The sequence below is a fragment of the Methylobacterium ajmalii genome (assembly GCF_016613415.1).
GTDB classification, from domain to species: Bacteria; Pseudomonadota; Alphaproteobacteria; order Rhizobiales; family Beijerinckiaceae; genus Methylobacterium; species Methylobacterium ajmalii.
Genome location: NZ_JACWCT010000008.1, coordinates 19,436 through 39,433, shown reverse-complemented (window position 1 = coordinate 39,433; position 19,998 = coordinate 19,436). Strand labels below are relative to the sequence as shown.

Genomic DNA, 19,998 nt, shown 5'->3' with positions numbered 1-19,998 from the left:
GAGCCCGTCAAGCGCGGCCGTGGCGATTCGTCGTTCGGAACCCTGCGGCAGGAGGCCTGCCCCATTGTCGCCGATTGCCGGGCGGGCGCATGATCGTCGGAGACGAGAACCAGGGAGAGAATCGCCATGCCGGACCGTGCCGCGCCGCGCCCCGACCGCCGGGCCCTGCTCGTCTCCGGTGCCGCACTCTCCGGTGCCGCCTTGGCGGGTCTCGGCCTCTCGGGACCGGCCGCGGCCGCGGAGGCGCCCGCCCCTCCTGCCGGCCCCCTCTCCGACCTGCCGCTCGTGGCGCCGCGCACGGAATTCGTCTACGAGGCCGTGGTCGAGATCGCCCCGCTGGTCTCCCTCGGCGACTCCCCGCTCGGCGAGCGCCGCATCGTGCCGATCACCGGCGGGCGCTTCCAGGGGCCGCGGATCCGCGGCACGGTGCTGTCCGGCGGCGCCGACCGGCAGCTCGTGCGCAAGGACGGCGTCCGGCGCCTCGACGCCCTCTACGAGATGCAGGCCGAGGACGGGGCGATCCTGACCGTCCGCAACCAGGTCCTGATCGACCCCGGCCGCGACGGCGCGCCGGACTACCGGTTCTCGACCATCGAGGTGACGGCGCCCGAGGGGCCGCATGCCTGGCTCAACCGGCTGGTGCTCGTCGGCACCCTGCACAGCCTGCGCCCGGCCCGGGCCGCCGTGCTGGTGCGGGCGTTCCGGCTGGCGTGAGACGTGGTATCCTCGCCGAGGATGTACGGGAGCGCCCGCCATGCGCGCCGCCGAGACGCGTGACCCTCCGATGAGCCTCGACGGCTTCCTGACCTTCCTCGCCGAGCGGCCGGCCGGGGAGCGCTGGGAGCTGGCCGACGGGGTGCCGCTGATGAACGCCCAGCCGACGCGGCGGCACGACTGGATCCAGACCAACATCGTTGAGAGTTGAGAGCCTGCGACAGCACAGGCGTCGTCACGGCAGCCCCTGGCGCCCGTCCGGCCCGAGCCAGGTGCCGGTGCCGGGCGAGGCCCGCACCGTGGCGCCCGATATCCTCGTCGCTCCCGACGACGGCCGACACGACCTCTGCGTGACGCCCTCACCGCTCGTCGTGTTCGAGGTCCTCTCCCCCAGCGACACGCCGCGGCGCCAGGCCTCGACGCTCGCCGCCTCCGCCGCCGTGACCTCGATCCGGTGCGTCGTGCTGGTGCGCCAGGACCGGCGCGCGGTGACGGTGCATCGCCGAAGCCCGGCGGGCGGCTTGTCGCCCGCCGCCTGTACCGAGTCGGTCGACTTGCCGGAGATCGGCGTCACGCTGACGCTCGCAGCGATCTACGACGACAACCCGCTCCCCTTACGGCGGCCCGCTGCCGCCGCGGGCGAGGGCGCCGCCCACTCCCATATCTCGAACCTCTCGCTCGTGGGCGAACAAGCTATTGGACAGGAGGTCACCGCGCCCCCATGATCCCGCCCGCGGCCAGGCCCCCGACGCCAGTTCCAGAGGGGCCGGCCCGCGCACGAAGTCAGGGAGGAAGGCATGGCCGGGACGGGTCGTGACGGGATCGTCACGCGGCGCGAGGCGCTGATCGGGGCGGGCGCCGTGGCGGGAAGCTTGATGCTGCCGGGCGCGGGAGCCTGGGCGCAAGGCGCGGCGAAGCCCGCCGAGCTGAAGGTCGGCATCGCCACCTACCTGTCGGGCCCGGCCAGTGTCTTCGGCGTGCCCGGCCGCCAGACCGCCGAGATGCTGTTCGACGAGATCAACGCCGCCGGCGGCATCGCCGGCGTGAAGGTGCGGCCGATCTTCGTCGACGAGGGTCCGGGCGTCGACCACGTCGTCGGCGAGTATCGCCGCCTCGTCCAGTCGGAGGGCGTGCACCTGATCTTCGCGGCGATCTCGTCGGCCGACTGCATCGCCTGCGCGCCGCTCGCCGACGAGCTGAAGCGCCCGACGCTGCTGTGGGATTGCGGCACCCAGCGCATCTTCGAGGACAATCGCTACTCTTACGCCTTCCGCACCCAGGCCAACGCGACGCCGGAGATCCTGGCGGCGCTGCTCTACCTCCTGAAGGTCAAGCCCGACTTCAAGTCGATCGCGGTGATCAACCAGGACTACGCCTGGGGCCGCGATTCCTGGGACATCTTCCGCACCGCGATGAACACCCTGAAGCCCGGGGTGAAGGTCTCGGCCGAGCTGTTTCCGCGCTTCGGCGCCACTGACTTCTCGACCGAGATCACCCGCGTGCTGGCGCTGCGGCCCGACGTGGTGCTGTCGACCTCCTGGGGCGGCGACCTCGACGCGCTGATCCGCCAGGCCTCGGACCGCAAGCTGTTCGAGCGCGCGACCTTCGTGATGCCGCTCGCCGAATCCTCGCTCCAGCGGGTCGGCAAGGCGCTGCCGGCCGGCCACATCGTCGGCGCGCGCGGCGACCACTGGTTCCTGCACCCCTCCCCGACCGATCCGGAGCGGCTGAAGCGCTTCAGCGAATCCTACCGCGCCAAGTACAATGCCTGGCCGATCTATCCGTGCTTCCACATGGCCCAGGCCGTCTCGGCGATGAAGGCCGGCATCGAGAAGGCGGTGGCGGCGAAGGGCGGCGGCTGGCCGACCGATGCGGAGCTCGCCGCCGCCTTCAAGGGCCTCGAATTCCCCTCGCCCACCGCCAGCGTGCGCATCCGCGAGGACGGCCAGGGGCTCGAGAACCAGCTCATCGGCACGACGCTGCACTCCGACAAGTATCCGTTCCCGGTGCTCACCGACATGGTCGTGTTCCCGGCCGAGTCCGTGACGACGCCGGTCGGCCAGAAGAGCGCCGACTGGCTCAAGACGCTGACCCCCGACATCGTGGCCAAGCTCCCGCAGGCGCAGGCCTTCAAGAGCTGATGGCTTGGCTATCGATGGCTTGGCTCTCCGATAACGGGATCCTCGTCGGGCTGGCCCTGCTCGACGGGCTGTCCTACGCCGCCGCCGTCTTCATGGTGGCGGTGGGGCTGAACCTGGTGTTCGGCGTGCTGCGGGTGCTCAACGTCGCCCATGGCAGCCTCTACGCCATCGGCGGCTACGCGGCGGCCTCGATCGGGCTGTTCGCGACCTCGCTCGGCGCGCCGCCCTGGCTCGGCCTGCCGATCCTGCTCGCGGCGGCGGTCCTCGTCGGCGTCGCGCTCGGGCCGGTGATCGAGCGGCTGCTGCTGCGCCGGATGCAGGACCGCGAGCCGGTGCTGCAGCTCCTCGTCACCTTCGCGCTGTTCATGATCCTGGAGGACCTGCAGAAGCTGGTCTGGGGCGTGCAGCCGGTGGTGTTCGACGCGCCGCTGAAGTGGCTCGGCACCGTCGACGTGCCGTTCGGCCAGGACGTCATCCCGTTCACCGCCTACCAGCTCTACGTGCTGCCGGGTGTCGCCCTCGCGACGCTGGCGATCCTCGCCACCGTGCTGCGCTACACGCTCACCGGCCGGATGGTCGTGGCGGTCACGATCGACCGCGAGGCGGCCCGGGCCATGGGGATCGACGCCGCCAAGGTGACGATGCTGACCTTCACGGTCGGGGCGGCGCTCGCGGCGCTCGGCGGCGCGCTCGCCGCCCCCACCGTGTCGCTGGTGCCGGGGGTGGGCGCCTCGACCATCGTCCTCTCCTTCGCGGTGGTGGCGACGGCGGGCCTCGGCCAGATCGAGGGCGCGGCGGTGGCGGCCCTGCTGATCGGCCTCGGCCGGTCCTTCGCGGTCTACGTCGCGCCCGAATTCGAGGTGGTGGTGCCCTACGCCATCATGGTGGCGGTGCTGCTGTTCCGGCCCCAAGGCCTGTTCGGCGTGGCGGAGACCCGGCGGATATGACCTGCATTTCCTGGCACGGAGGCGCCGCGCGATGACCCGCCGCTCCGAGACCCTGCTGGCCTTGGCCGGCGCCGCCCTGATCCTCGCTCTCGCCTACGCGGTGCCGTGGCTGCGCTTCGTGCTCACCATCGCGCTCGCCAAGGGGCTCGCCGTGCTCGGCATCCTGCTGCTGCTGCGGGCCGGCCAGGTCAGCTTCGGCCACGCGCTCTACCTCGCGCTCGCCGCCTACACGGTGGCGTTCGGCGCCGTCGTGGTGCCGGAGGCCCTGCTGCTGCTTCCCGCCGCGGCCCTGCTCGCCGGGATCGTCGGCCTGCTGATCGGCCTGTTCGTGGTGCGCTACCGCGAGATCTTCTTCGGCATGCTGAATCTCGCGCTCAGCATGGTGTTCTACTCGGTGCTGGAGAAGTTCTACGCGCTGACCCACGGCGCCGACGGCATCCGGCTCCCGCCCGTCACGTTCCTCGGCCGGCCGCTCGCGGGGGAAGCCGGCGAGTGGACGGTGCTGGGCATGGCGCTGGTGCTCGCCCTCGCCTGCGGCGCGCTCGTGCGGGTGGCGCTCGCCTCCCCGCTCGGGGAAGCGCTCGCCGGCATCAAGACACGCGAGACCCGGCTCGACTTCATGGGCGTGTCCCCGAAGCGCGTGCTGCTCGCGGCCTACGTCGCCTCGGCCGTGATGGCGGGGTTTGCCGGCGCGATCATCGCGCTCACCACCCGGCACGTCACCCCGGCGCTCAGCTACTGGACCACGTCCGGAGAGCTCGTCTTCATCGCGATCCTCGGCGGGGCCGGCAGCGTGCTGGGGCCGTTCCTGGGGGCGGCCGCCTACGAGCTGACCCGGGTCTACGCGGCGGCGACCTTCGCCAATGCCTGGCAGCTGGTGCTCGGCCTCGTGCTGCTCGCCGTCATCGTGTTCGCGCCGGGCGGGCTGTGGGGGATGATCACGAGCCGCCGGAGGGCCGCATGACCGCGCTGCTCCAGGCCCGCGACCTGCGCCTCGCCTTCGGCGGGCTCAAGGCCGCGGACGGGATCGACCTCGACGTCGAGGCCGGCGAGTTCCTGGCGATCATCGGCCCGAACGGCGCCGGCAAGACCACCTTCATCAACATGACGACCGGCTACTTGAAGCCCCAAGGCGGCTCGATCGCCTTCGAGGGCAAGCCGATCCTCGGCCTGTCGCCGCGGCGCATCGTCGGGCTCGGGGTCGCGCGCAGCTTCCAGCTGCCGCAGCTCTTCACCGAGCACACCGTGCTGCAGAACGTGGCGCTCGCGGTCGCTGCCCGCGAGGGCGTGTGGTCGGTGCTCACCCCGCTCTTGCGCCCGCGCTTTCGCGACGAGGCGGCGGAGCTGATCGCGCGCTTCGGCCTCACCCGCATCACCGACGTGCGGGCCGACGCCCTCAACGAGGGCGCACGCAAGCTCGTCGACATCGCCATGGCGGTGGCGCTCCGCCCCCGCCTCCTGCTGATGGACGAGCCGACGAGCGGCGTCGCCGCGGCGGAGAAGATGGCGATCGTCGAGACCCTGGTGCGGGTCCTGCGCGAGGCGGGCGTGACGGCGGTGTTCGTGGAGCACGACATGGAGGTGGTCGGGCGCTTCGCCGACCGGGTGGCGGTGTGGGGCCAGGGCAAGATCGCGGCGCTCGGGCCCCCGTCCCGGATCCTCAACGATCCGGAGGTGCAGCGTACGGTGATCGGCATCGCGCCGAACGGAGGCACCCATGCTGCGGCTTGAGGGAGCGGCGGTCGCGATCGCCGGCGCGCCGGTGCTGCGCGGCGTCTCGCTCGCCGTGCCGCCGGGCGGCCGCGTGGCGCTGATCGGCCGCAACGGCGCCGGCAAGACCACGACGCTCCGCGCCCTGATGGGGCTTCTGCCGCTCCAGGCCGGCCGGCTCGTCCTCGACGGGCGGGAGGCCGGCACCGTGCCGGCCCATCACCGGGCACGACTCGGCATCGGCTACGCGCCGGAGGAGCGCAAGCTGTTCGGCAGCTTCACGGTGCAGGACAACCTGCTCCTGCCGGCCCAGGTGCTCGGGCTCCCGAAGGCGGAGGTCTCGCGGCGGCTGGATTCCGTCTACGCGCTTCTGCCCGAGCTCAAGGACTTCGCGCCCCGCAAGGCGGCGGGCCTGTCGGGCGGCCAGGGCAAGATGGTGGCGCTCGGCCGCGCCCTCATGGTCGGCACCAGGGCGGTCCTTCTCGACGAGCCGTTCCAGGGCCTCGCCCCGGCGCTGGCGCTCCGCTACGCCGAGGCGCTGGCCCGCCTGCGCGCCGCCCTCCCCGACGTCGCGATCCTCATCACCGAGAGCAGCCCGGACCTGCTGCGGGCGCTCGTCGACACCACCGTCCAGATCGAGCGCGGCGAGATCTCGGCCGCCTGACATTCAAGGAGTGTTCCCCATGAGGCTCAACGGCAAGGTCGCGATCGTCACCGGCGGCGGCGGCGGCTTCGGCGAGGGCATCGCCAGGCGCTACGCCGCGGAGGGCGCCAAGGTCGCGGTGCTCGACCTGCGGGGCGACGCCGCCGAGCGCGTCGCGAGGGAGATCGGCGCGTCGGCCATCGCCATCGCGGCCGATGTCGGCAGCGCCGAGGACGTGAAGGCGGCGGTCGCGCGCACCACCGAGGCCTTCGGCACGCCCCACATCCTCGTCAACAACGCCGGCACCACCCATCGCAACCAGCCGCTGATGGATGTCGACGAGGAGGCCTTCGACCGGGTCTTCCGGGTCAACGTGAAGTCGATCTTCCACTTCGTCCGGGCGCTGGCGCCCGCGATGCGCGACAACGGCGGCGGCGTGATCCTCAACGTCGGCTCGACCGCCGGCATCCGGCCCCGTCCCGGCCTGACCTGGTACAACGCCTCGAAGGGCGCGGTGAACCTGATGTCGAAGTCGCTCGCCGTCGAGCTGGCGCCCTGGAAGATCCGCGTCAACGCGCTCTGCCCGGTGATGGGCGAGACCGGCCTGCTCGAAGCCTTCATGGGCGTGCCCGATACCCCGGAGAACCGCGCCAAGTTCGTCGCCACGATCCCGCTCGGCCGGATGTCGCGGGCCTCCGACATCGCCAACGTGGCGCTGTTCCTCGCCTCCGACGAGGCGGAGTTCATCACCGGCGTGGAGATGCCGATCGACGGGGGGCGGACGGTGTGAGCGCGGGTCCGGCCCGCCCCTCCCCGCAAGTGCGACCGATCGCGGGCAGGCCCGAGATCGGCCGGGGAGGAGAGACGCACGACCGTCGACGGGGACAGCGCTCGAACCGGGCGGCGTGAATCCGCTCGAGCATCGCACGACCGCGTCGCGATCGTGCGATGCTCTCGGGTCGTGGGGTTCGCCCCCTGTCCTGCGACGAGCCCGTAGCCGTCTCGCCGGGACATGCCCCCGCCCGCAGCGGAGGGAGACCGGGCGGTCGCGGTCCGTGAGCCTTCTACGACCGTCTTCGCGCCGCCCCTTTCGAGCCGTCTTCGAGACCGTTACGGCACCATCGCGCCCTGCGTCTCGACGTACACCGCGTAGATCGACGTGCTCGCCGCCATGAACAGCCGGTTCTTTTTCGGCCCGCCGAAGCACAGGTTGGCGCAGGTCTCGGGCAGGTGGATCTTGCCGATCAGGTCGCCCGACGGCGCGTAGCAGCGCACCCCGTCCTCCTTCGGGTCGGCCCAGCCCATCGAGCACCAGACGTTGCCGTCGACGTCGGTGCGCACCCCGTCGGTGAAGCCCGGCGCGAAGCCCTCCGCGAACACCCGGTCGCCGGTGAGGCGGTCGCCCTCGACGGTGAAGGCGCGGATGTTGGCCCGCCCGCCATGGGTGGCGCCGGAATCGACGACGTAGAGGATCTTTTCGTCGGGCGAGAAGGCGAGCCCGTTCGGCCGGTCGATGCCCTCCGCCGCCACCTTGGCCTGGCCGGTCGCGGGATCGAGGCGGTAGACCCGGGTCGGCAACTCCGCCTTGTCCTTGTGGCCCTCGTAGAACCCGTCGATGCCGTAGCCCGGATCGGTGAACCAGATCGCGTTGTCGGACGCCACCACCACGTCGTTGGGGGCGTTGAGCGGCTTGCCGTCGAACCGGTCGATCAGCACCGTGATCTTGCCGTCGGGCTCGGTGCGGGTCACCCGGCGGGTGTCGTGCTCGCAGGTGATCAGCCGCCCCTGCCGGTCGCGAGTGTTGCCGTTCGAGTAGTTGGCATTCGCCCGGTAGACGCTGACATGGCCGTTCTCGAGCCAGCGCATGATCCGGTTGTTCGGTATGTCGCTCCACAGCAGGTAGCCGCCGTCCCGGAAGTAGACCGGCCCCTCGGCCCAGCGGAAGCCGGTGGCGATGCGCTCGATGGCGGCGTTGCCGACCTTGTAGCGGAAGCGCTTGTCCAGGGCCTCGACCCGCGGGTCGGGATAGCGGGTGCCCGGCAGGTCGCCGAGGGGCAGCCTTTCGGCCCGCGCCGCGACCGTGGTTGCAGCCAGGGCGGCGGCGCCCGCGAGGACGTCACGTCGGTTCATCACTCGTCTCCTCCCGTCCGGTCTTCGTGCCGGACGGAGGGGATTGTACGGAAGCGGGGCGCGGTGTCTCGCTGTTTTCTACGAGCCGACCGCCGTTGTGGCGATCGGACGGCCGATGTATATATGTCGGGTATATACGGAGGCATCATGACTGTCGCCAAGCTCTTCATGTCTGGAGGCAGCCAGGCCGTCAGACTGCCGCGAGAGTTCCGATTCGACGGCAGCGAGGTCGAGATTTTTCGTCGTGGCGACGAAGTCGTCCTGCGCGAGCGCCCGGCCAATCTCTCCGTGCTCCTCGACATCATCGACGACATGCCCGCCGACATGCTGATCGATCTGCAGGATGGGCCGCCGCAGGAGCGCGAGGGCCTGTGAAGCCTCGCTACCTCCTCGATACGAACGTCATCATCGCGCTCAGGCGCCGGCGGCCACGCTCGGTCGTCGCTCGGTTGACGGCACTCCGCATCGGCGAAGCCGTCATGTCGCCAGTCACTTACGGCGAGCTGTGCTTTGGGGCGGAGAAGAGCGCGGACCGGGACAACGCTTTCGCAGTCCTCGCCCGGCTGGTCGCGGTCGTTCCGATCGAGATCGCCGAGCCCCAGGAAACCGGCCGCCGCTATGGTGAAATCCGGGCCACGCTCGGACGACAAGGGCAGCTGATCGGCAACAACGATGTCTGGATCGCCGCGCACGCGCTCGCGGCGAACCTTACGCTCGTGACCGGCAATGTCGGTGAGTTCAGCCGAGTGCCCGGTCTCGTCATCGAGGATTGGGCGGCCCAATGAGGACCGCTCGGATCCGCTGAGCTATGTGCGATACGCCTCCCCATCCAACCCGAACGGCCGTCCTGCCGCCAGCAGGGTCTCCCACACCGGATCGGGCAGCGGCACGCCGTCCGCCAGGCGCCTGGCGCGGGTGCGCCGCTCCGGCTCGCCCGGCAGCAGCACCTCGCCGCCCGGCACCGGCCGCGCGCCCTTGAAGAAGTCGAGATAGGCGCGGGTCTCCTGCACCATCGCGTCCTGCGAGCCGAAGGCCTCCGGGGTCATGTAGAGCGACAGCATCCCGTTGCAGAACCGCCGCGGCCCCGGCCCCGCCGTGCCCGATCCGGTGAGCACCCCGGCGAGCAGCTCGCATAGCAGGGCCAGACCCGAGCCCTTGTGCTCGCCGAAGGCCCGGATCGCGCCCGCACCCTTGAGGTTGTCGCGCTCCGGACCGTCGAGGGGGCCGTAGAGCGTCGCGGGGTCGGACGAGAGGCGCCCGTCCGGCTCGATCAGCACGCCCTCGGGCAGCGCCTTGCCGCCCTGCGAGGCGACCAGCACCTTGCCCTCGGCCACCGCCGAGGTGGCGAAGTCGAGGATCACCGGCTCGGCGCCCTGGACCGGGAAGCCGGCCGCGAAGGGCGCGGTCGAGAAGCGCCGGTCGACCGAGCCGAACGGCGCGACGAGGAGGCTGCCGGCCACGTTGACGAAATGCACCGAGACGAGGCCGGCGGCGGCGGCCTGCTCGGCCCACTCGCCGATGCGGCCGAGATGGCCGGCATGCCGCAACGCCACGATGGCGACGCCGTTCTCCCGCGCCTTGCGGATGCCGAGCTCGGTCGCGAACGGCCCGGCGGTCTGGCCGAAGCCGTAATGCGCGTCGACCAGCGCGAAGGCCGGGCCGTCGGTCACCACCTCGGGGGTCTTGTCGGCCTCGACCTCGCCCTCCTGCAGCCAGGAGACGTAGCGCGGCACCCGGATGACGCCGTGGCTGTCGTGCCCGGTCAGGTTGGCGGCGACGAGGTAGCGGCCGATCCGCTCGGCCTCCGCCTCCGAGCAGCCGGCGTGGGAAAAGATGTCCCGCACGTAGGCGGTCAGGCCGCTGGCTGAGATCTGCATGGAAGAATCCTCCCGGTTTCTTGGTTCTGGGTTTCTTGGTCCCGGCAGCCGGTCGAGACGGCCGCACGGTCTGGCGCGCGGGAGAATGGCCGCGCCGCGGCCGCAGGTCGAGGGCGTCCGGCGCAGATCAGGCCCGGCAATTTTAATCCCGGGCCGTCGGCGTTGGGGATGGACATGGCAGCGCTGCCGGTGTCTCATCCGAGCCAAGGCCGGGCCTCGAAGCATCGGCCAATTCCCACGGGAGGAACATGCCGATGAGGACGACGCGTCGCGTTTTCCTGAAGAGTGCGGCCACGGTCGCGGCCGCCGGCGTCGTCGCGCCGTCGATCATCCGGCCCGCGAGCGCCCAGGGCGGCACGGTGCGGATTGGCATGGTGCTGCCGGTCACCGGACCCGGGGCGGATGCCGGCCGCTTCGCCCTCAACGGCGCCAAGATCGCGCTCGAGGCCGTCAACAAGGCCGGCGGCGTGCTCGGCAAGCCGCTGGAGCTCGTCACCGAGGACGACCAGACCACCAATCCGGGCGCGGTGCTGGCCTTCTCGAAGCTCGCCTCGCAACCCGACCTCGTGGCGTTCCTCGGCTCGATCCGCTCGACCCAGAACCACGCCATGGCGCCGGACATCCTCAAGACCGGAAAGCCCGTGGCCTTCGGCGGCACCGATCCGGTGCTGACCCAGCTCGGCAATCCCTGGCTGTTCCGCTTCCGCCCGAACGACAGCTTCTCGGCCCGGGTCATCGCCGAGTACGGCGTGACCACGCTCGCCAAGAAGAAGTGGGCGATCATCCACTCGACCGACGCCTTCGGCACCAGCGGCGCCAAGGCGCTGACGGAGGCTCTGGGCAAGGCCGGCGCCACGGTGGCCCTCGACCAGGGCTACACCAACCAGAGCCAGGACTTCACGCCCGTCGTGCTGGCGATCCGCCAGTCCGGCGCCGACGTGATCGGCTCGTACTTCACCTTCGAGAACGACCTCGGCATCTTCGCCCGCCAACTGCGCCAGCTCGGCGTGCAGGCGCCCTGGGTCGGCTCGGCCTCGATCGTCAACGTCACGGCGCTCAAGCTCGCCGGGCCGTCGCTCTACAACACCTACGGGGTGGCGGATTACGCGGAAGAATCGAGCGACGCGGCGCGCAACTTCGGCAAGGCCTACCGGGGCGTGATGAAGCTCGCCCCCGACAACCAGTCCTCCTGGACCTTCGACGCCGTGACGGTGCTGGCGAAGGCCATCAACGCCGCCGGCAAGACCGACCCGAAGGCGATCCGCGAGGCACTCCTCGCCATCCGCGGGCACGAGGGCGCCGAGGGCACCTACAACTTCGATCAGAACGGCGACGGCCTGCACGGCTACAACGTGGTGCGCAACGACAAGGGCAACATCGTCTTCGACAAGCGCATCGACTTCTACAAGGCCTGACCTTCGGAAGACCCCGAGCGGGACGGCGACGCGCCGTCCCGACGCCGTCTCGGCCGCTGCAAGAGTCTCGACAAGACGCGCGGCGGCACGACCCTTCTCATCCGATCGGGGCGGGCCCGCATGGACCTCATCCTCCAGCTTCTCTTCACGGGGATCGGCATCGGCGCCGTCTACGCGCTCGTGGCGCTCGGCTTCGTGCTGATCTTCCGCGCCACCAACGTGGTGAACTTCGCGCAAGGCGAGTTCTCGATGGTGGCCGCCTTCCTGATGGTGGTCTTCGCCGTCGACCTGCAATGGCCGTACTGGCTGTCCTTCCTGCTCGCCATCGGCGGCATGGCGGCGCTCGGCGCCCTGTTCAACCTCGGCGTCTATTATCCGTTGCGCCACCGCACCTACCTGCCGGTGATCATCTCGACCATCGGCGCCTCGATCTTCCTCGCCAACACCACGCTCGCGCTCTACGGGCCGCAGCCGCAGGTGCTGCCGCCGGTCTTCGAGACGCAAGGCTTCCTGGTCGGCCCGGTCTACCTCGACACCCAGTACCTGCTGATCATCGCCGTGACCGCGGTGCTGGTGGCGTTCCAGTACTGGTTCTTCGAGCACACCCTGATCGGCAAGAAGCTCCAGGCGACCTCCCAGGACAAGGAGATGGCGGCACTGCTCGGCATCCCGGTCGCCGGGATGATCATGCTGACCTTCGTGTACAGCGCGGTGCTGGGCGGCATCGCCGGCATCCTGGTGGCACCCGTGCTGTTCGTGTCGATCCAGATGGGCGCCACCATCGCGCTGAAGGCGTTTGCCGCCACCATCATCGGCGGGTTCGGCGACGTCACGGGCGCCATCATCGGCGGGCTCGCTCTCGGCATCATCGAGACCTTCGGCGCGGCCTACATTTCGGTGCCCTACAAGGACGCCTTCGCGTTCATCGTCCTCGTCGCCTTCCTGGCCCTGCGCCCGCAGGGCATCTTCGGCGAACGCATCGCGGAGAAAGCATGACCGGCTCCCCTCGCCCCGTCGCGGCGGACCCGGCGTCCGTGGCTCCCGCCCGCCGCTTCCCCGTCGGCACTCTCGCCTACGTCGCATTGGTCGCGGTCGCGGTGTTCCTCGCCGCCACGACGCCGTTCAGCGGCTACGTGCTCAACATCCTGATGCAGGCCGCGACCTACGCCATCGCGGTCATCGGGCTCACCGTCGTGCTGGGGCTGTGCGGGCAGATCAACCTCGCCCAGGCCGCCTTCTTCGGCATCGGCGCCTACGCGGTCGGCCTCGGCACGGTCGATCTCGGGATCAGCTTCTGGCTCTGCCTGCCGATCGGTCTCGCGCTCGCGCTCGTCCTCGGCGCTGTCCTGGGTGCCTCGACCCTGCGGCTCGGCGGCCACTACCTCGCCATGGTGACGATCTCGTTCCAGCAGATCCTGACGCTGATCATGATCAACTGGATTCCCGTCACCCACGGACCGGACGGCGTGCCGAACATCAAGCGGCCGGGCCTGTTCACCGACGGCCAGAGCTACCTCGCGCTCTGCATCGTCGTGCTGGCGGCGGTCGCCTACGCGGTGTGGCGGATGCCCAGGACCCGGCTCGGCCGCGCCATGCGGGCGGTGCGCGACAACGAACTGGCGGCGGGCGTCACCGGCATCGACATCTACCGCACCAAGGTGGCGGCCTTCGCCATCGGGGCGCTCCTCGCGGGGTTGGGCGGCGGGCTGTTTGCCGGCAGCTTCACGTATATCAGCCCGGACCAGTTCTCCTTCGCCGAGTCGGTGGTGTTCCTCACCATGGCGCTCTTGGGCGGCGTCGGCTCGCCGGTCGGCGCGGTGATCGGCACCGGGCTCCTGATCCTGATCCCGGAATGGCTGCGGTTCCTCAAGGAGATCCCCGGCCTCTACCTGGCGATCTACGGGCTCGCCGTCATCCTGATCGTGGTGTTCATGCCGGAGGGCATCTGGGGCTTCCTCGGCGACCAGGTGAAGCGCCTGCGGCCGAGGAAACTCGCCGCCCCCCGGGCGCAGGAACTGACGCTGACGCAAGCGGCGGCCTCCGCCGTCCCGGTGCTCCAGGTCGAGGGCCTGTCCAAGCACTTCGGCGGCCTGAAGGCCGTGGACGAGGTCAGCTTCACGGTCGCCCGCGGCGGCATCCACGCGCTGATCGGCCCGAACGGGTCGGGCAAGACCACGACGCTCAACGTGCTGTCGGGCCTCTACACCCCGACCGGCGGAAGGGTTCGGCTCGACGGGCAGGACATCACCCGCTTCGCGCCGCACCGGCGCGCGGCCTCGGGCCTCGGGCGGACGTTCCAGAACATCCGGCTCTTCCGCTCGATGAGCGCGCTCGAGAACGTGGTGATCGGCGCCGAGCGGCCGGGCAATGCCATCGTCGCCCAGGACCGCGCCTCGCTGGAGGCGCGGGCGCGCGCCGCTCTCGCCTTCGTCGGGCTGGAGGCGCGGGCCGACGAGCCGATCTCGTCCTTCTCCTACGGCCACCAGCGCCTGGTCGAGATCGCCCGGGCGCTCGCCGGCAACCCGGTGCTGCTCCTCCTCGACGAGCCGGCGGCGGGCCTCAACTCGACCGAGAAGAACGCGCTCACCGTGCTGCTGCGCCGGATGGCCGCCAAGGGCCTGACCATCCTGATCATCGACCACGACATGACGCTGGTGAGCGACGTGGCGAGCCACATCACGGTGCTCAACTTCGGCCGGCGCATCGCCGACGGGGTGACCGCCACGGTTTTGCGCGAGCCGGCGGTGATCGAGGCCTATCTCGGCCAGGAGAGCACCGAGGGACCGATGATCGGCCTCAAGACCGACCTCGCGACGGCCTGAGCAGGAGACATCCATGGCACTCCTGGAAATCCGCGACCTGACCGTGCGCTACGGCGAGATCGAGGCCGTGCGCGGCATCTCGTTCTCGGTCGAGGCCGGCGAGGTCGTGACGCTGCTCGGCTCCAACGGCGCCGGCAAGTCGACGACGCTGAAGACCATCTCGGGCCTGGTGAAGCCGGCCGGCGGCGAGGTGCTGTTCGAGGGCCGGTCGCTGCTGGGCCTGAAGCCCGAGGAGATCGTGCGCCGCGGCGTGGCGCACGTGCCGGAGGGGCGACGGGTCTTCCCGGGCCTCACGGTGCGCGAGAACATCATGCTCGGCGCCTCCAACCGGAAGGGACTCTCGACCCGCCAGATCAAGGACGAGGCGGAGGGCATGTTCGAGCTCTTCCCCGACATCCGCCGCTTCGGCGACGCGCTGGGCTGGACGCTCTCGGGCGGCCAGCTCCAGATGGTGGCGCTCGCCCGGGGGCTGATGGCGAAACCCCGCATTCTGCTCCTCGACGAGCCGTCGCTGGGCTTGGCCCCGGTGATCGTCCAGGCGGTGTTCGCGATCATCGCCGAGGTGCGCCGGCGCGGCACCACCGTGCTCCTCGTCGAGCAGAACGCCCGCATGGGCCTCTCCGTCGCCGATCGCGGCTACGTGCTGGAAACCGGGCAACTGGTGCTCAGCGGCGCACCGCAGGATCTGTGGGCGAACGACGACATCCGCGCGGCCTACTTGGGCGGGCGGGCCAAGGCGGAGGCGTTGGCGCATTGAGGATGGGGCGCGCACGTCGTCGATTCGTCCCACCCGCGACCTCAGAGCCTGTTTGGTGGGGAGAAACGACTTCAAACTCTCCATCGTCATCCTGGGGCTCGCCGAAGGCGAGAACCCGGGATCCATAACCGCTGACGGTACCGGATGAAGCGGAACGCGTTGCACCGAGTTCTGCGCTGTCAGCGGTTATGGATCCCGGGTTCCGCTTCGCGGCCCCAGGATGACGAGGAGGGTTCGAAGTCGGTCCTCCCGATCAAACAGGCGCTCAGGTTGAGGGTCCGGGTCTGACAAAATTCCAAAGCGCTTGGAACGTCATTATACCTCGATAAAGGTTTTGAAGGTCCCACCCATGTCCGCCCCCACCCCGCTCCACCCCACCAACCCCCGCATCGTGCGCCTCAGCCACGAGGACAACGTCGTGGTGGCGGTGGACCCGATCGTGCCCGGCGCCGCCGTCGAGGGCGTGACCGCCTCCGCCCGCGTGCCGCGGGGCCACAAATTCGCGGTGGTGGCGATTCCCGAGGGCGCGCCGATCCGCAAGTTCGGCCAGATCATCGGATTCGCGAACCGGCCCATCGCCCCGGGCGAGTGGGTGCACGAGCACAATGTGGGCCTCGGCGAAGCCAAGGGCGATTTCGCCCGCGACTACCGCTTCTGCGAGGAAGCGCGTCCCGTCGCGATGGTGCCGGAGACCCAGCGCGCCACCTTCGAGGGCTACCGCCGGGCCGACGGCCGGGTCGGCACCCGCAACTACGTCGGCGTGCTGACCTCGGTGAACTGCTCGGCCACGGTCGCGCGATTCATCGCCGAAGAGGCGCGGCGCTCCGGCCTCCTCGACGAGTTCCCGGGCATCGACGGCATCATCCCGCTCACCCACGGCACCGGCTGCGGCTACGACATCCAGGGCGAGGGCGCCGACATCCTCAAGCGCACGTTGTGGGGCTACGCCGCCAACCCCAACATGGGCGGCGTGATCATGGTGGGCCTCGGCTGCGAGGGCCTGCAGATCGACCGCTGGAAGCGCGCCTACGGCATCGAGGAGAGCGAGACCTTCCGCAGCTTCACCATCCAGGATACCGGCGGCACGCGCCGCACCATCGAGGCCGGCGTGGCGGCGCTCCGCGAGATGCTGCCCGCCGTGGCGAAGGCCAAGCGCGAGACCGTGCCGGCCTCCGAGCTGATGCTGGCGCTGCAATGCGGCGGGTCGGACGGCTATTCGGGCATCACCGCGAACCCCGCTCTGGGTGCGGCGGTCGACCGGCTGGTGGCCGAGGGCGGCACCGCGATCCTGTCCGAGACGCCGGAGATCTACGGCGCCGAGCACCTGCTGACGGCGCGGGCCGCGAGCCCCGAGATCGGCCACAAGCTCGTCGAGATGATCCACTGGTGGGAGGCCTACACCGCCCGCAACGGCGGCGAGATGAACAACAACCCCTCCCCCGGCAACAAGGCCGGCGGCCTCACCACCATCCTGGAGAAGTCGCTGGGCGCCACCGCCAAGGGCGGCTCGACCACGCTGACCGGCGTCTACCGCTACGCCGAGCCGGTGACCGCCAAGGGCTTCGTCTACATGGACACGCCCGGCTTCGATCCGGTGGCCGCCACCGGGCAGGTCGCGGGTGGGGCCAACGTGCTGTGCTTCACCACCGGCCGCGGCTCGGCCTACGGCTGTAAGCCGACCCCGTCGATCAAGCTCGCCACCAACAGCGAGATGTACCGGCGGATGCAGGACGACATGGACATCGATTGCGGCGACGTGCTCGACGGCGTCTCGATCGAGGAGAAGGGCCGCCAGATCTTCGAGACGGTCCTGCGCGTGGCGTCCGGCGAGCGCACCAAGTCGGAAGGGTTCGGCTACGGCGATGCCGAGTTCGTGCCCTGGCAGATCGGCGCGGTGATGTAGCGGTCGCAACATAGCGACGCCGGCCCGACTGCATTAAGGGGCGCTCCGGGGGCACAAGAACGATAAGGCCCCGGAGGGCACCACGATGACACCGGATTCGAGCGGCGGGCACGATCTCACCCGCCGCCAGTGGACAATGACGCTGCTCGCGAGCCTCGGCGGCGGGCTCGAATACTACGACTTCATCGTCTACGGGATCTTCGCCAAGGACATCGCCGCGGCGTTCTTCCCGGCGACCGATCCGGTGGTGGCGCTCACCCTGTCGCTGGCGGTGTTCGCGGTCGGCTACCTCGCCCGGCCGCTCGGCGGTCTGGTGCTGAGCCATTTCGGCGACCGCTACGGCCGCAAGACGGTGTTCGTGGTCACCGTCTTCACCATGTCGGCCTGCACCCTCGCCATGGGGCTGGTGCCGTCCTACGCCTCGTGGGGCGTGTGGGCGACCCTGCTCCTCGTGACCCTGCGCTTCGTGCAGGGGCTCTGCATCGGCGGGGAACTCCCCGGCGCCATCACCTTCGTGGTCGAGACCGCCTCGCGCCGCCCGGGGCTCGCCTGCGGCATCGTCTTCTGTCTCGTCAACGGCGGCGTGCTGCTCGCGGCGCTGGTCAACCTCGCCCTGCAATCGGTGCTGCCCCCGGCCGCCATGGCCGAGTCGGGTTGGCGCCTCGCCTTCCTGTTCGGCGGCGTGGTCGGGCTGGTGAGCTTCTGGCTGCGGCGCTCCCTGGAGGAGACGCCGGAATTCCTGCGCCTCCAGCACCGGGCCGCCCGCAGCCCGGTCGGAGAGGTGCTGCGCGATCACCGCGGCCAGGTGCTGCTCGGCGTCGGCATCGTGGCGCTCACGGCGGGCTTCAACGGCATCCTGTTCGCCCACATGCCGGCCTACCTGATCCAGGTGCTGAAGTACCCGCCCAAGACCGTGGCGGTGGCGATGAACCTCGCGCTCTTCGCCATGTCGGCCTCGCTGCTCTTCGCCTCGTTCTTCGCCGACCGGGTGGCGCCGCGCCGGCTGATGCAGGCCTCCGCGCTCGTCGTCCTGATCGGCGTGATTCCCGCCTACCAGGTGCTGGCGCGGGGCGACGCGAACCTGTTCCTGGTGCTGCCGCTCCTCACCATGGCGGTGGCCGGCGCCAACGGCAGCTTTGCCTACCTGCTGGCCGGGCTGTTTCCGACCCGGGTGCGGTTCAGCGGCGTCGCGCTCTCGCTCAACATCGGCTTCACGCTGCTCAGCGGCCTCGGGCCGCTGGCCGCCAACGCGCTGATCGGCGCCACCGGCTGGACGGCGGCGCCGGCCCTGATCATCGCCGCCTCCGCGCTGATCGGGCTCGTGGTCGCGAGCCGCCTCTCCGACCGGCCCGACACCCTCGCCGAGGCGGCGGTCGCCGGGTGAGCCATCCCGCCCGGACGTGCCGTTCAGGCCGCGTCCGGGACCCTGCGGGCGAGCCAGGCGCCCCAGAACAGGCTCGAGAAGAACCGGAGCGGCGGCGCGAAGCCGCCCTCGCGCAGGAGTTCGGCCACAGCGTCCTCGGACGGGGGCGGATCGGCCCCCTGCAGGATCCTGGCGCGCTTGGCCTCGACCTCCGCGGGCCCGGCCCCCTGCTGGCGCCAGCGCTCGCCCCAGGCGGCGAGCAGCAGCGGCTCGCTCGCATAGGCCCGGTAGTTGCCCGCGAGGATCAGCGGTGCGCCGGAGCGCACGCGCCGGGCGATGTCCCGCAGGATCGCCCGCTTGGCCTCGTCCCCGGGCAGGTGGTGGAGCACCCCGATCAGGGTCGCGGCGTCGAACGCCGCCTCGTCCGGCAGGTCGGCGACCGTGCCGTGCACCACCTCCGTCCGCGCCGCCAGGCCGGTCTCCGCCAGCCGGGCGACGGCGAGCGCCAGCATCGGCTCGGACGGATCGACCGCGGTGAAGCGCCAGCGCGGCTCGAGCGCCGCCGCCGTCACGATCTCGGTCGCCCCGCCGCCGGCTCCCGCCACCAGGATCCGCGCCTCCCGGCCGGCGCCGAGGGCAGCGGCCAGCATGCAGGCGGAGAGCTCGTGGCAGGCCTCGTAGCCGGCGAGCGCGATGCGGCTCTGCTGCCGGTATTCCCCGGCGCGGGAGGCGTCGAACTTTCGGGCGGAGTCTTCGTGGGCGGGATCGGGCGCTGTGCTCACCGGCGGGCTCCGGTCGTCGAACGGAGCCGCGAGCTGGGACCGATTCGGAACCGGCGCGCAAGACGGCGCGCCCGGACGACACCCGGCCCGGATGAGCGGGGACTTCAGCCCTCGGGATGCCGCTCGCGCCAGCGCGGACCGGGGCCGCGCATGTAGTGCAGCTCGGGGCGGTAGGGGTCCATGAACTCCGCGACGAGGTCCCGCCAGGACTGGGCGAGGCGTCCGACGAAGGCCATCAGCATGGAACCGTCCTCCTGCGCGCGATCGATTCGCTGTCGGTCCGGACCTGGATCGTGCCGGCCGTTCCTTGCGAAACCCTTGCCGGCGACGGTGATCGGGAGCTTTGGCGAGAGTGCGACCGCGGCGTGGAGGGGTCAGGGCAGGATTCCGGCGAGCTTCAGCGCACCCGCGGCGATAACCGCCAGCACCACGCCCCAGAGGTCGAGGGGCATGGCCGCCCACCAGGCGGTGCTTTCGGTCCGCGGCAGCGGCGCATCCGGCGCCCGTGCGACATCCTGCATGGTGTGTCTCCCTCCGGTCCCGCGCATCCTCAGGGCGCCCGTCTGCCGCGGGCGTCCCTGCCTCACCCTACAGCACGCTGCCGAAGGGAACAGCGGAGAGGCTGGATATCGCTCAGGGGCCGGCGCTCAAAGATGCGCCGCCCCGGGATTCTGCCCATGCGCTGGGCGGCCGACGACCGTGTCGAATCCGGCGGCCCCGCGGAGCCGATGCCCGCCGCGCGGCGCCCGGACGGCCCGCGCCGGGAAATGAAAAAGGGAGGGCCCCTGAGGGCC

Annotated in this window: 22 protein-coding genes; 17 read left to right on the top strand and 5 right to left on the bottom strand. The window is 70.9% G+C overall.

Features of this window, described 5'->3' with window-relative positions:
• Positions 1-126 precede the first annotated feature (126 nt).
• The 9 genes from HPY23_RS01740 to HPY23_RS01700 all read left to right on the top strand — a co-directional run bounded on the left by HPY23_RS01740 (position 127) and on the right by HPY23_RS01700 (position 6,945).
• Positions 127-714, top strand: a complete 588-nt coding sequence (locus tag HPY23_RS01740) for a DUF3237 domain-containing protein (RefSeq protein WP_091887991.1) — start codon at positions 127-129, stop codon at positions 712-714.
• 70 nt (positions 715-784) lie between these two features.
• A complete protein-coding gene (locus HPY23_RS01735; RefSeq protein WP_175539999.1) occupies positions 785-925 on the top strand; it encodes a hypothetical protein in 141 nt (46 codons plus the stop codon).
• Positions 915-1,439, top strand: a complete 525-nt coding sequence (locus HPY23_RS01730) for a Uma2 family endonuclease (protein ID WP_091887993.1) — start codon at positions 915-917, stop codon at positions 1,437-1,439. The genes HPY23_RS01735 and HPY23_RS01730 overlap by 11 nt, the downstream gene beginning before the upstream one ends.
• Before the next feature lie 72 nt (positions 1,440-1,511).
• Positions 1,512-2,855 (top strand): ABC transporter substrate-binding protein, encoded by a 1,344-nt coding sequence (locus HPY23_RS01725; protein ID WP_091887994.1) that lies wholly within the window; start codon positions 1,512-1,514, stop codon positions 2,853-2,855.
• A gap of 14 nt (positions 2,856-2,869) precedes the next feature.
• Positions 2,870-3,802, top strand: coding sequence for a branched-chain amino acid ABC transporter permease (locus HPY23_RS01720; protein ID WP_091887995.1), 933 nt, complete (start codon positions 2,870-2,872; stop codon positions 3,800-3,802).
• 31 nt (positions 3,803-3,833) lie between these two features.
• A complete protein-coding gene (locus tag HPY23_RS01715; protein ID WP_091887996.1) occupies positions 3,834-4,766 on the top strand; it encodes a branched-chain amino acid ABC transporter permease in 933 nt (310 codons plus the stop codon).
• On the top strand, positions 4,763-5,533 hold the full coding sequence (locus HPY23_RS01710) for an ABC transporter ATP-binding protein (RefSeq protein WP_091887997.1): 771 nt from the start codon (positions 4,763-4,765) through the stop codon (positions 5,531-5,533). The genes HPY23_RS01715 and HPY23_RS01710 overlap by 4 nt, the downstream gene beginning before the upstream one ends.
• The gene (locus tag HPY23_RS01705; protein ID WP_091887999.1) at positions 5,520-6,176 is read left to right on the top strand and encodes an ABC transporter ATP-binding protein; all 657 of its coding nucleotides are present in this window, start codon (positions 5,520-5,522) and stop codon (positions 6,174-6,176) included. The genes HPY23_RS01710 and HPY23_RS01705 overlap by 14 nt, the downstream gene beginning before the upstream one ends.
• A gap of 19 nt (positions 6,177-6,195) precedes the next feature.
• Entirely contained in the window at positions 6,196-6,945 is a 750-nt protein-coding gene (locus HPY23_RS01700) for an SDR family oxidoreductase (RefSeq protein ID WP_091888001.1), read from the top strand.
• Between the two features lie 320 nt (positions 6,946-7,265).
• On the opposite strand, the gene HPY23_RS01695 is transcribed toward HPY23_RS01700, so the two are convergent.
• Entirely contained in the window at positions 7,266-8,285 is a 1,020-nt protein-coding gene (locus HPY23_RS01695; protein WP_091888003.1) for an SMP-30/gluconolactonase/LRE family protein, read from the bottom strand.
• Positions 8,286-8,432: 147 nt separating this feature from the next.
• Here HPY23_RS01695 and HPY23_RS01690 point away from each other — a divergent pair, with 147 nt between their 5' ends.
• The gene (locus HPY23_RS01690; protein WP_060849416.1) at positions 8,433-8,660 is read left to right on the top strand and encodes an antitoxin; all 228 of its coding nucleotides are present in this window, start codon (positions 8,433-8,435) and stop codon (positions 8,658-8,660) included.
• Positions 8,657-9,070, top strand: coding sequence for a type II toxin-antitoxin system VapC family toxin (locus HPY23_RS01685; RefSeq protein WP_060847569.1), 414 nt, complete (start codon positions 8,657-8,659; stop codon positions 9,068-9,070). The genes HPY23_RS01690 and HPY23_RS01685 overlap by 4 nt, the downstream gene beginning before the upstream one ends.
• Positions 9,071-9,091: 21 nt before the next feature.
• On the opposite strand, the gene HPY23_RS01680 is transcribed toward HPY23_RS01685, so the two are convergent.
• The gene (locus HPY23_RS01680; protein WP_091888005.1) at positions 9,092-10,162 is read right to left on the bottom strand and encodes a malate/lactate/ureidoglycolate dehydrogenase; all 1,071 of its coding nucleotides are present in this window, start codon (positions 10,160-10,162) and stop codon (positions 9,092-9,094) included.
• Positions 10,163-10,416: 254 nt separating this feature from the next.
• Between HPY23_RS01680 and HPY23_RS01675 the strand changes: the two genes are divergently transcribed.
• The 6 genes from HPY23_RS01675 (at position 10,417) to HPY23_RS01650 (ending at position 18,443) form a co-directional block, all read left to right on the top strand.
• Positions 10,417-11,577, top strand: a complete 1,161-nt coding sequence (locus HPY23_RS01675) for an ABC transporter substrate-binding protein (RefSeq protein ID WP_060847567.1) — start codon at positions 10,417-10,419, stop codon at positions 11,575-11,577.
• A 120-nt stretch (positions 11,578-11,697) separates the two neighbouring features.
• Positions 11,698-12,573: a branched-chain amino acid ABC transporter permease gene (locus HPY23_RS01670; RefSeq protein ID WP_060847566.1), complete on the top strand. Its 876-nt coding sequence runs from the start codon at positions 11,698-11,700 to the stop codon at positions 12,571-12,573.
• Positions 12,570-14,399 (top strand): branched-chain amino acid ABC transporter ATP-binding protein/permease, encoded by a 1,830-nt coding sequence (locus HPY23_RS01665; RefSeq protein WP_091888006.1) that lies wholly within the window; start codon positions 12,570-12,572, stop codon positions 14,397-14,399. Before HPY23_RS01670 ends, HPY23_RS01665 begins: the two co-directional genes overlap by 4 nt.
• A gap of 13 nt (positions 14,400-14,412) precedes the next feature.
• Positions 14,413-15,156, top strand: coding sequence for an ABC transporter ATP-binding protein (locus HPY23_RS01660; RefSeq protein WP_091888008.1), 744 nt, complete (start codon positions 14,413-14,415; stop codon positions 15,154-15,156).
• A 349-nt stretch (positions 15,157-15,505) separates the two neighbouring features.
• Entirely contained in the window at positions 15,506-17,059 is a 1,554-nt protein-coding gene (locus tag HPY23_RS01655; protein WP_091888010.1) for a UxaA family hydrolase, read from the top strand.
• An 85-nt stretch (positions 17,060-17,144) separates the two neighbouring features.
• Positions 17,145-18,443: an MFS transporter gene (locus HPY23_RS01650; RefSeq protein ID WP_091888012.1), complete on the top strand. Its 1,299-nt coding sequence runs from the start codon at positions 17,145-17,147 to the stop codon at positions 18,441-18,443.
• 23 nt (positions 18,444-18,466) lie between these two features.
• Here the strand turns inward: HPY23_RS01650 and HPY23_RS01645 are convergent, their stop codons facing one another.
• The 3 genes from HPY23_RS01645 to HPY23_RS01635 all read right to left on the bottom strand — a co-directional run bounded on the left by HPY23_RS01645 (position 18,467) and on the right by HPY23_RS01635 (position 19,725).
• The gene (locus HPY23_RS01645) at positions 18,467-19,204 is read right to left on the bottom strand and encodes a class I SAM-dependent methyltransferase (RefSeq protein WP_091888014.1); all 738 of its coding nucleotides are present in this window, start codon (positions 19,202-19,204) and stop codon (positions 18,467-18,469) included.
• Between the two features lie 104 nt (positions 19,205-19,308).
• Positions 19,309-19,446 carry a hypothetical protein gene (locus tag HPY23_RS01640; protein WP_167543925.1) on the bottom strand — a complete coding sequence of 46 codons (138 nt, stop codon included), beginning with the start codon at positions 19,444-19,446 and terminating at the stop codon, positions 19,309-19,311.
• Between the two features lie 132 nt (positions 19,447-19,578).
• Entirely contained in the window at positions 19,579-19,725 is a 147-nt protein-coding gene (locus tag HPY23_RS01635; RefSeq protein ID WP_167543924.1) for a hypothetical protein, read from the bottom strand.
• Between the last annotated feature and the right edge of the window lie 273 nt (positions 19,726-19,998).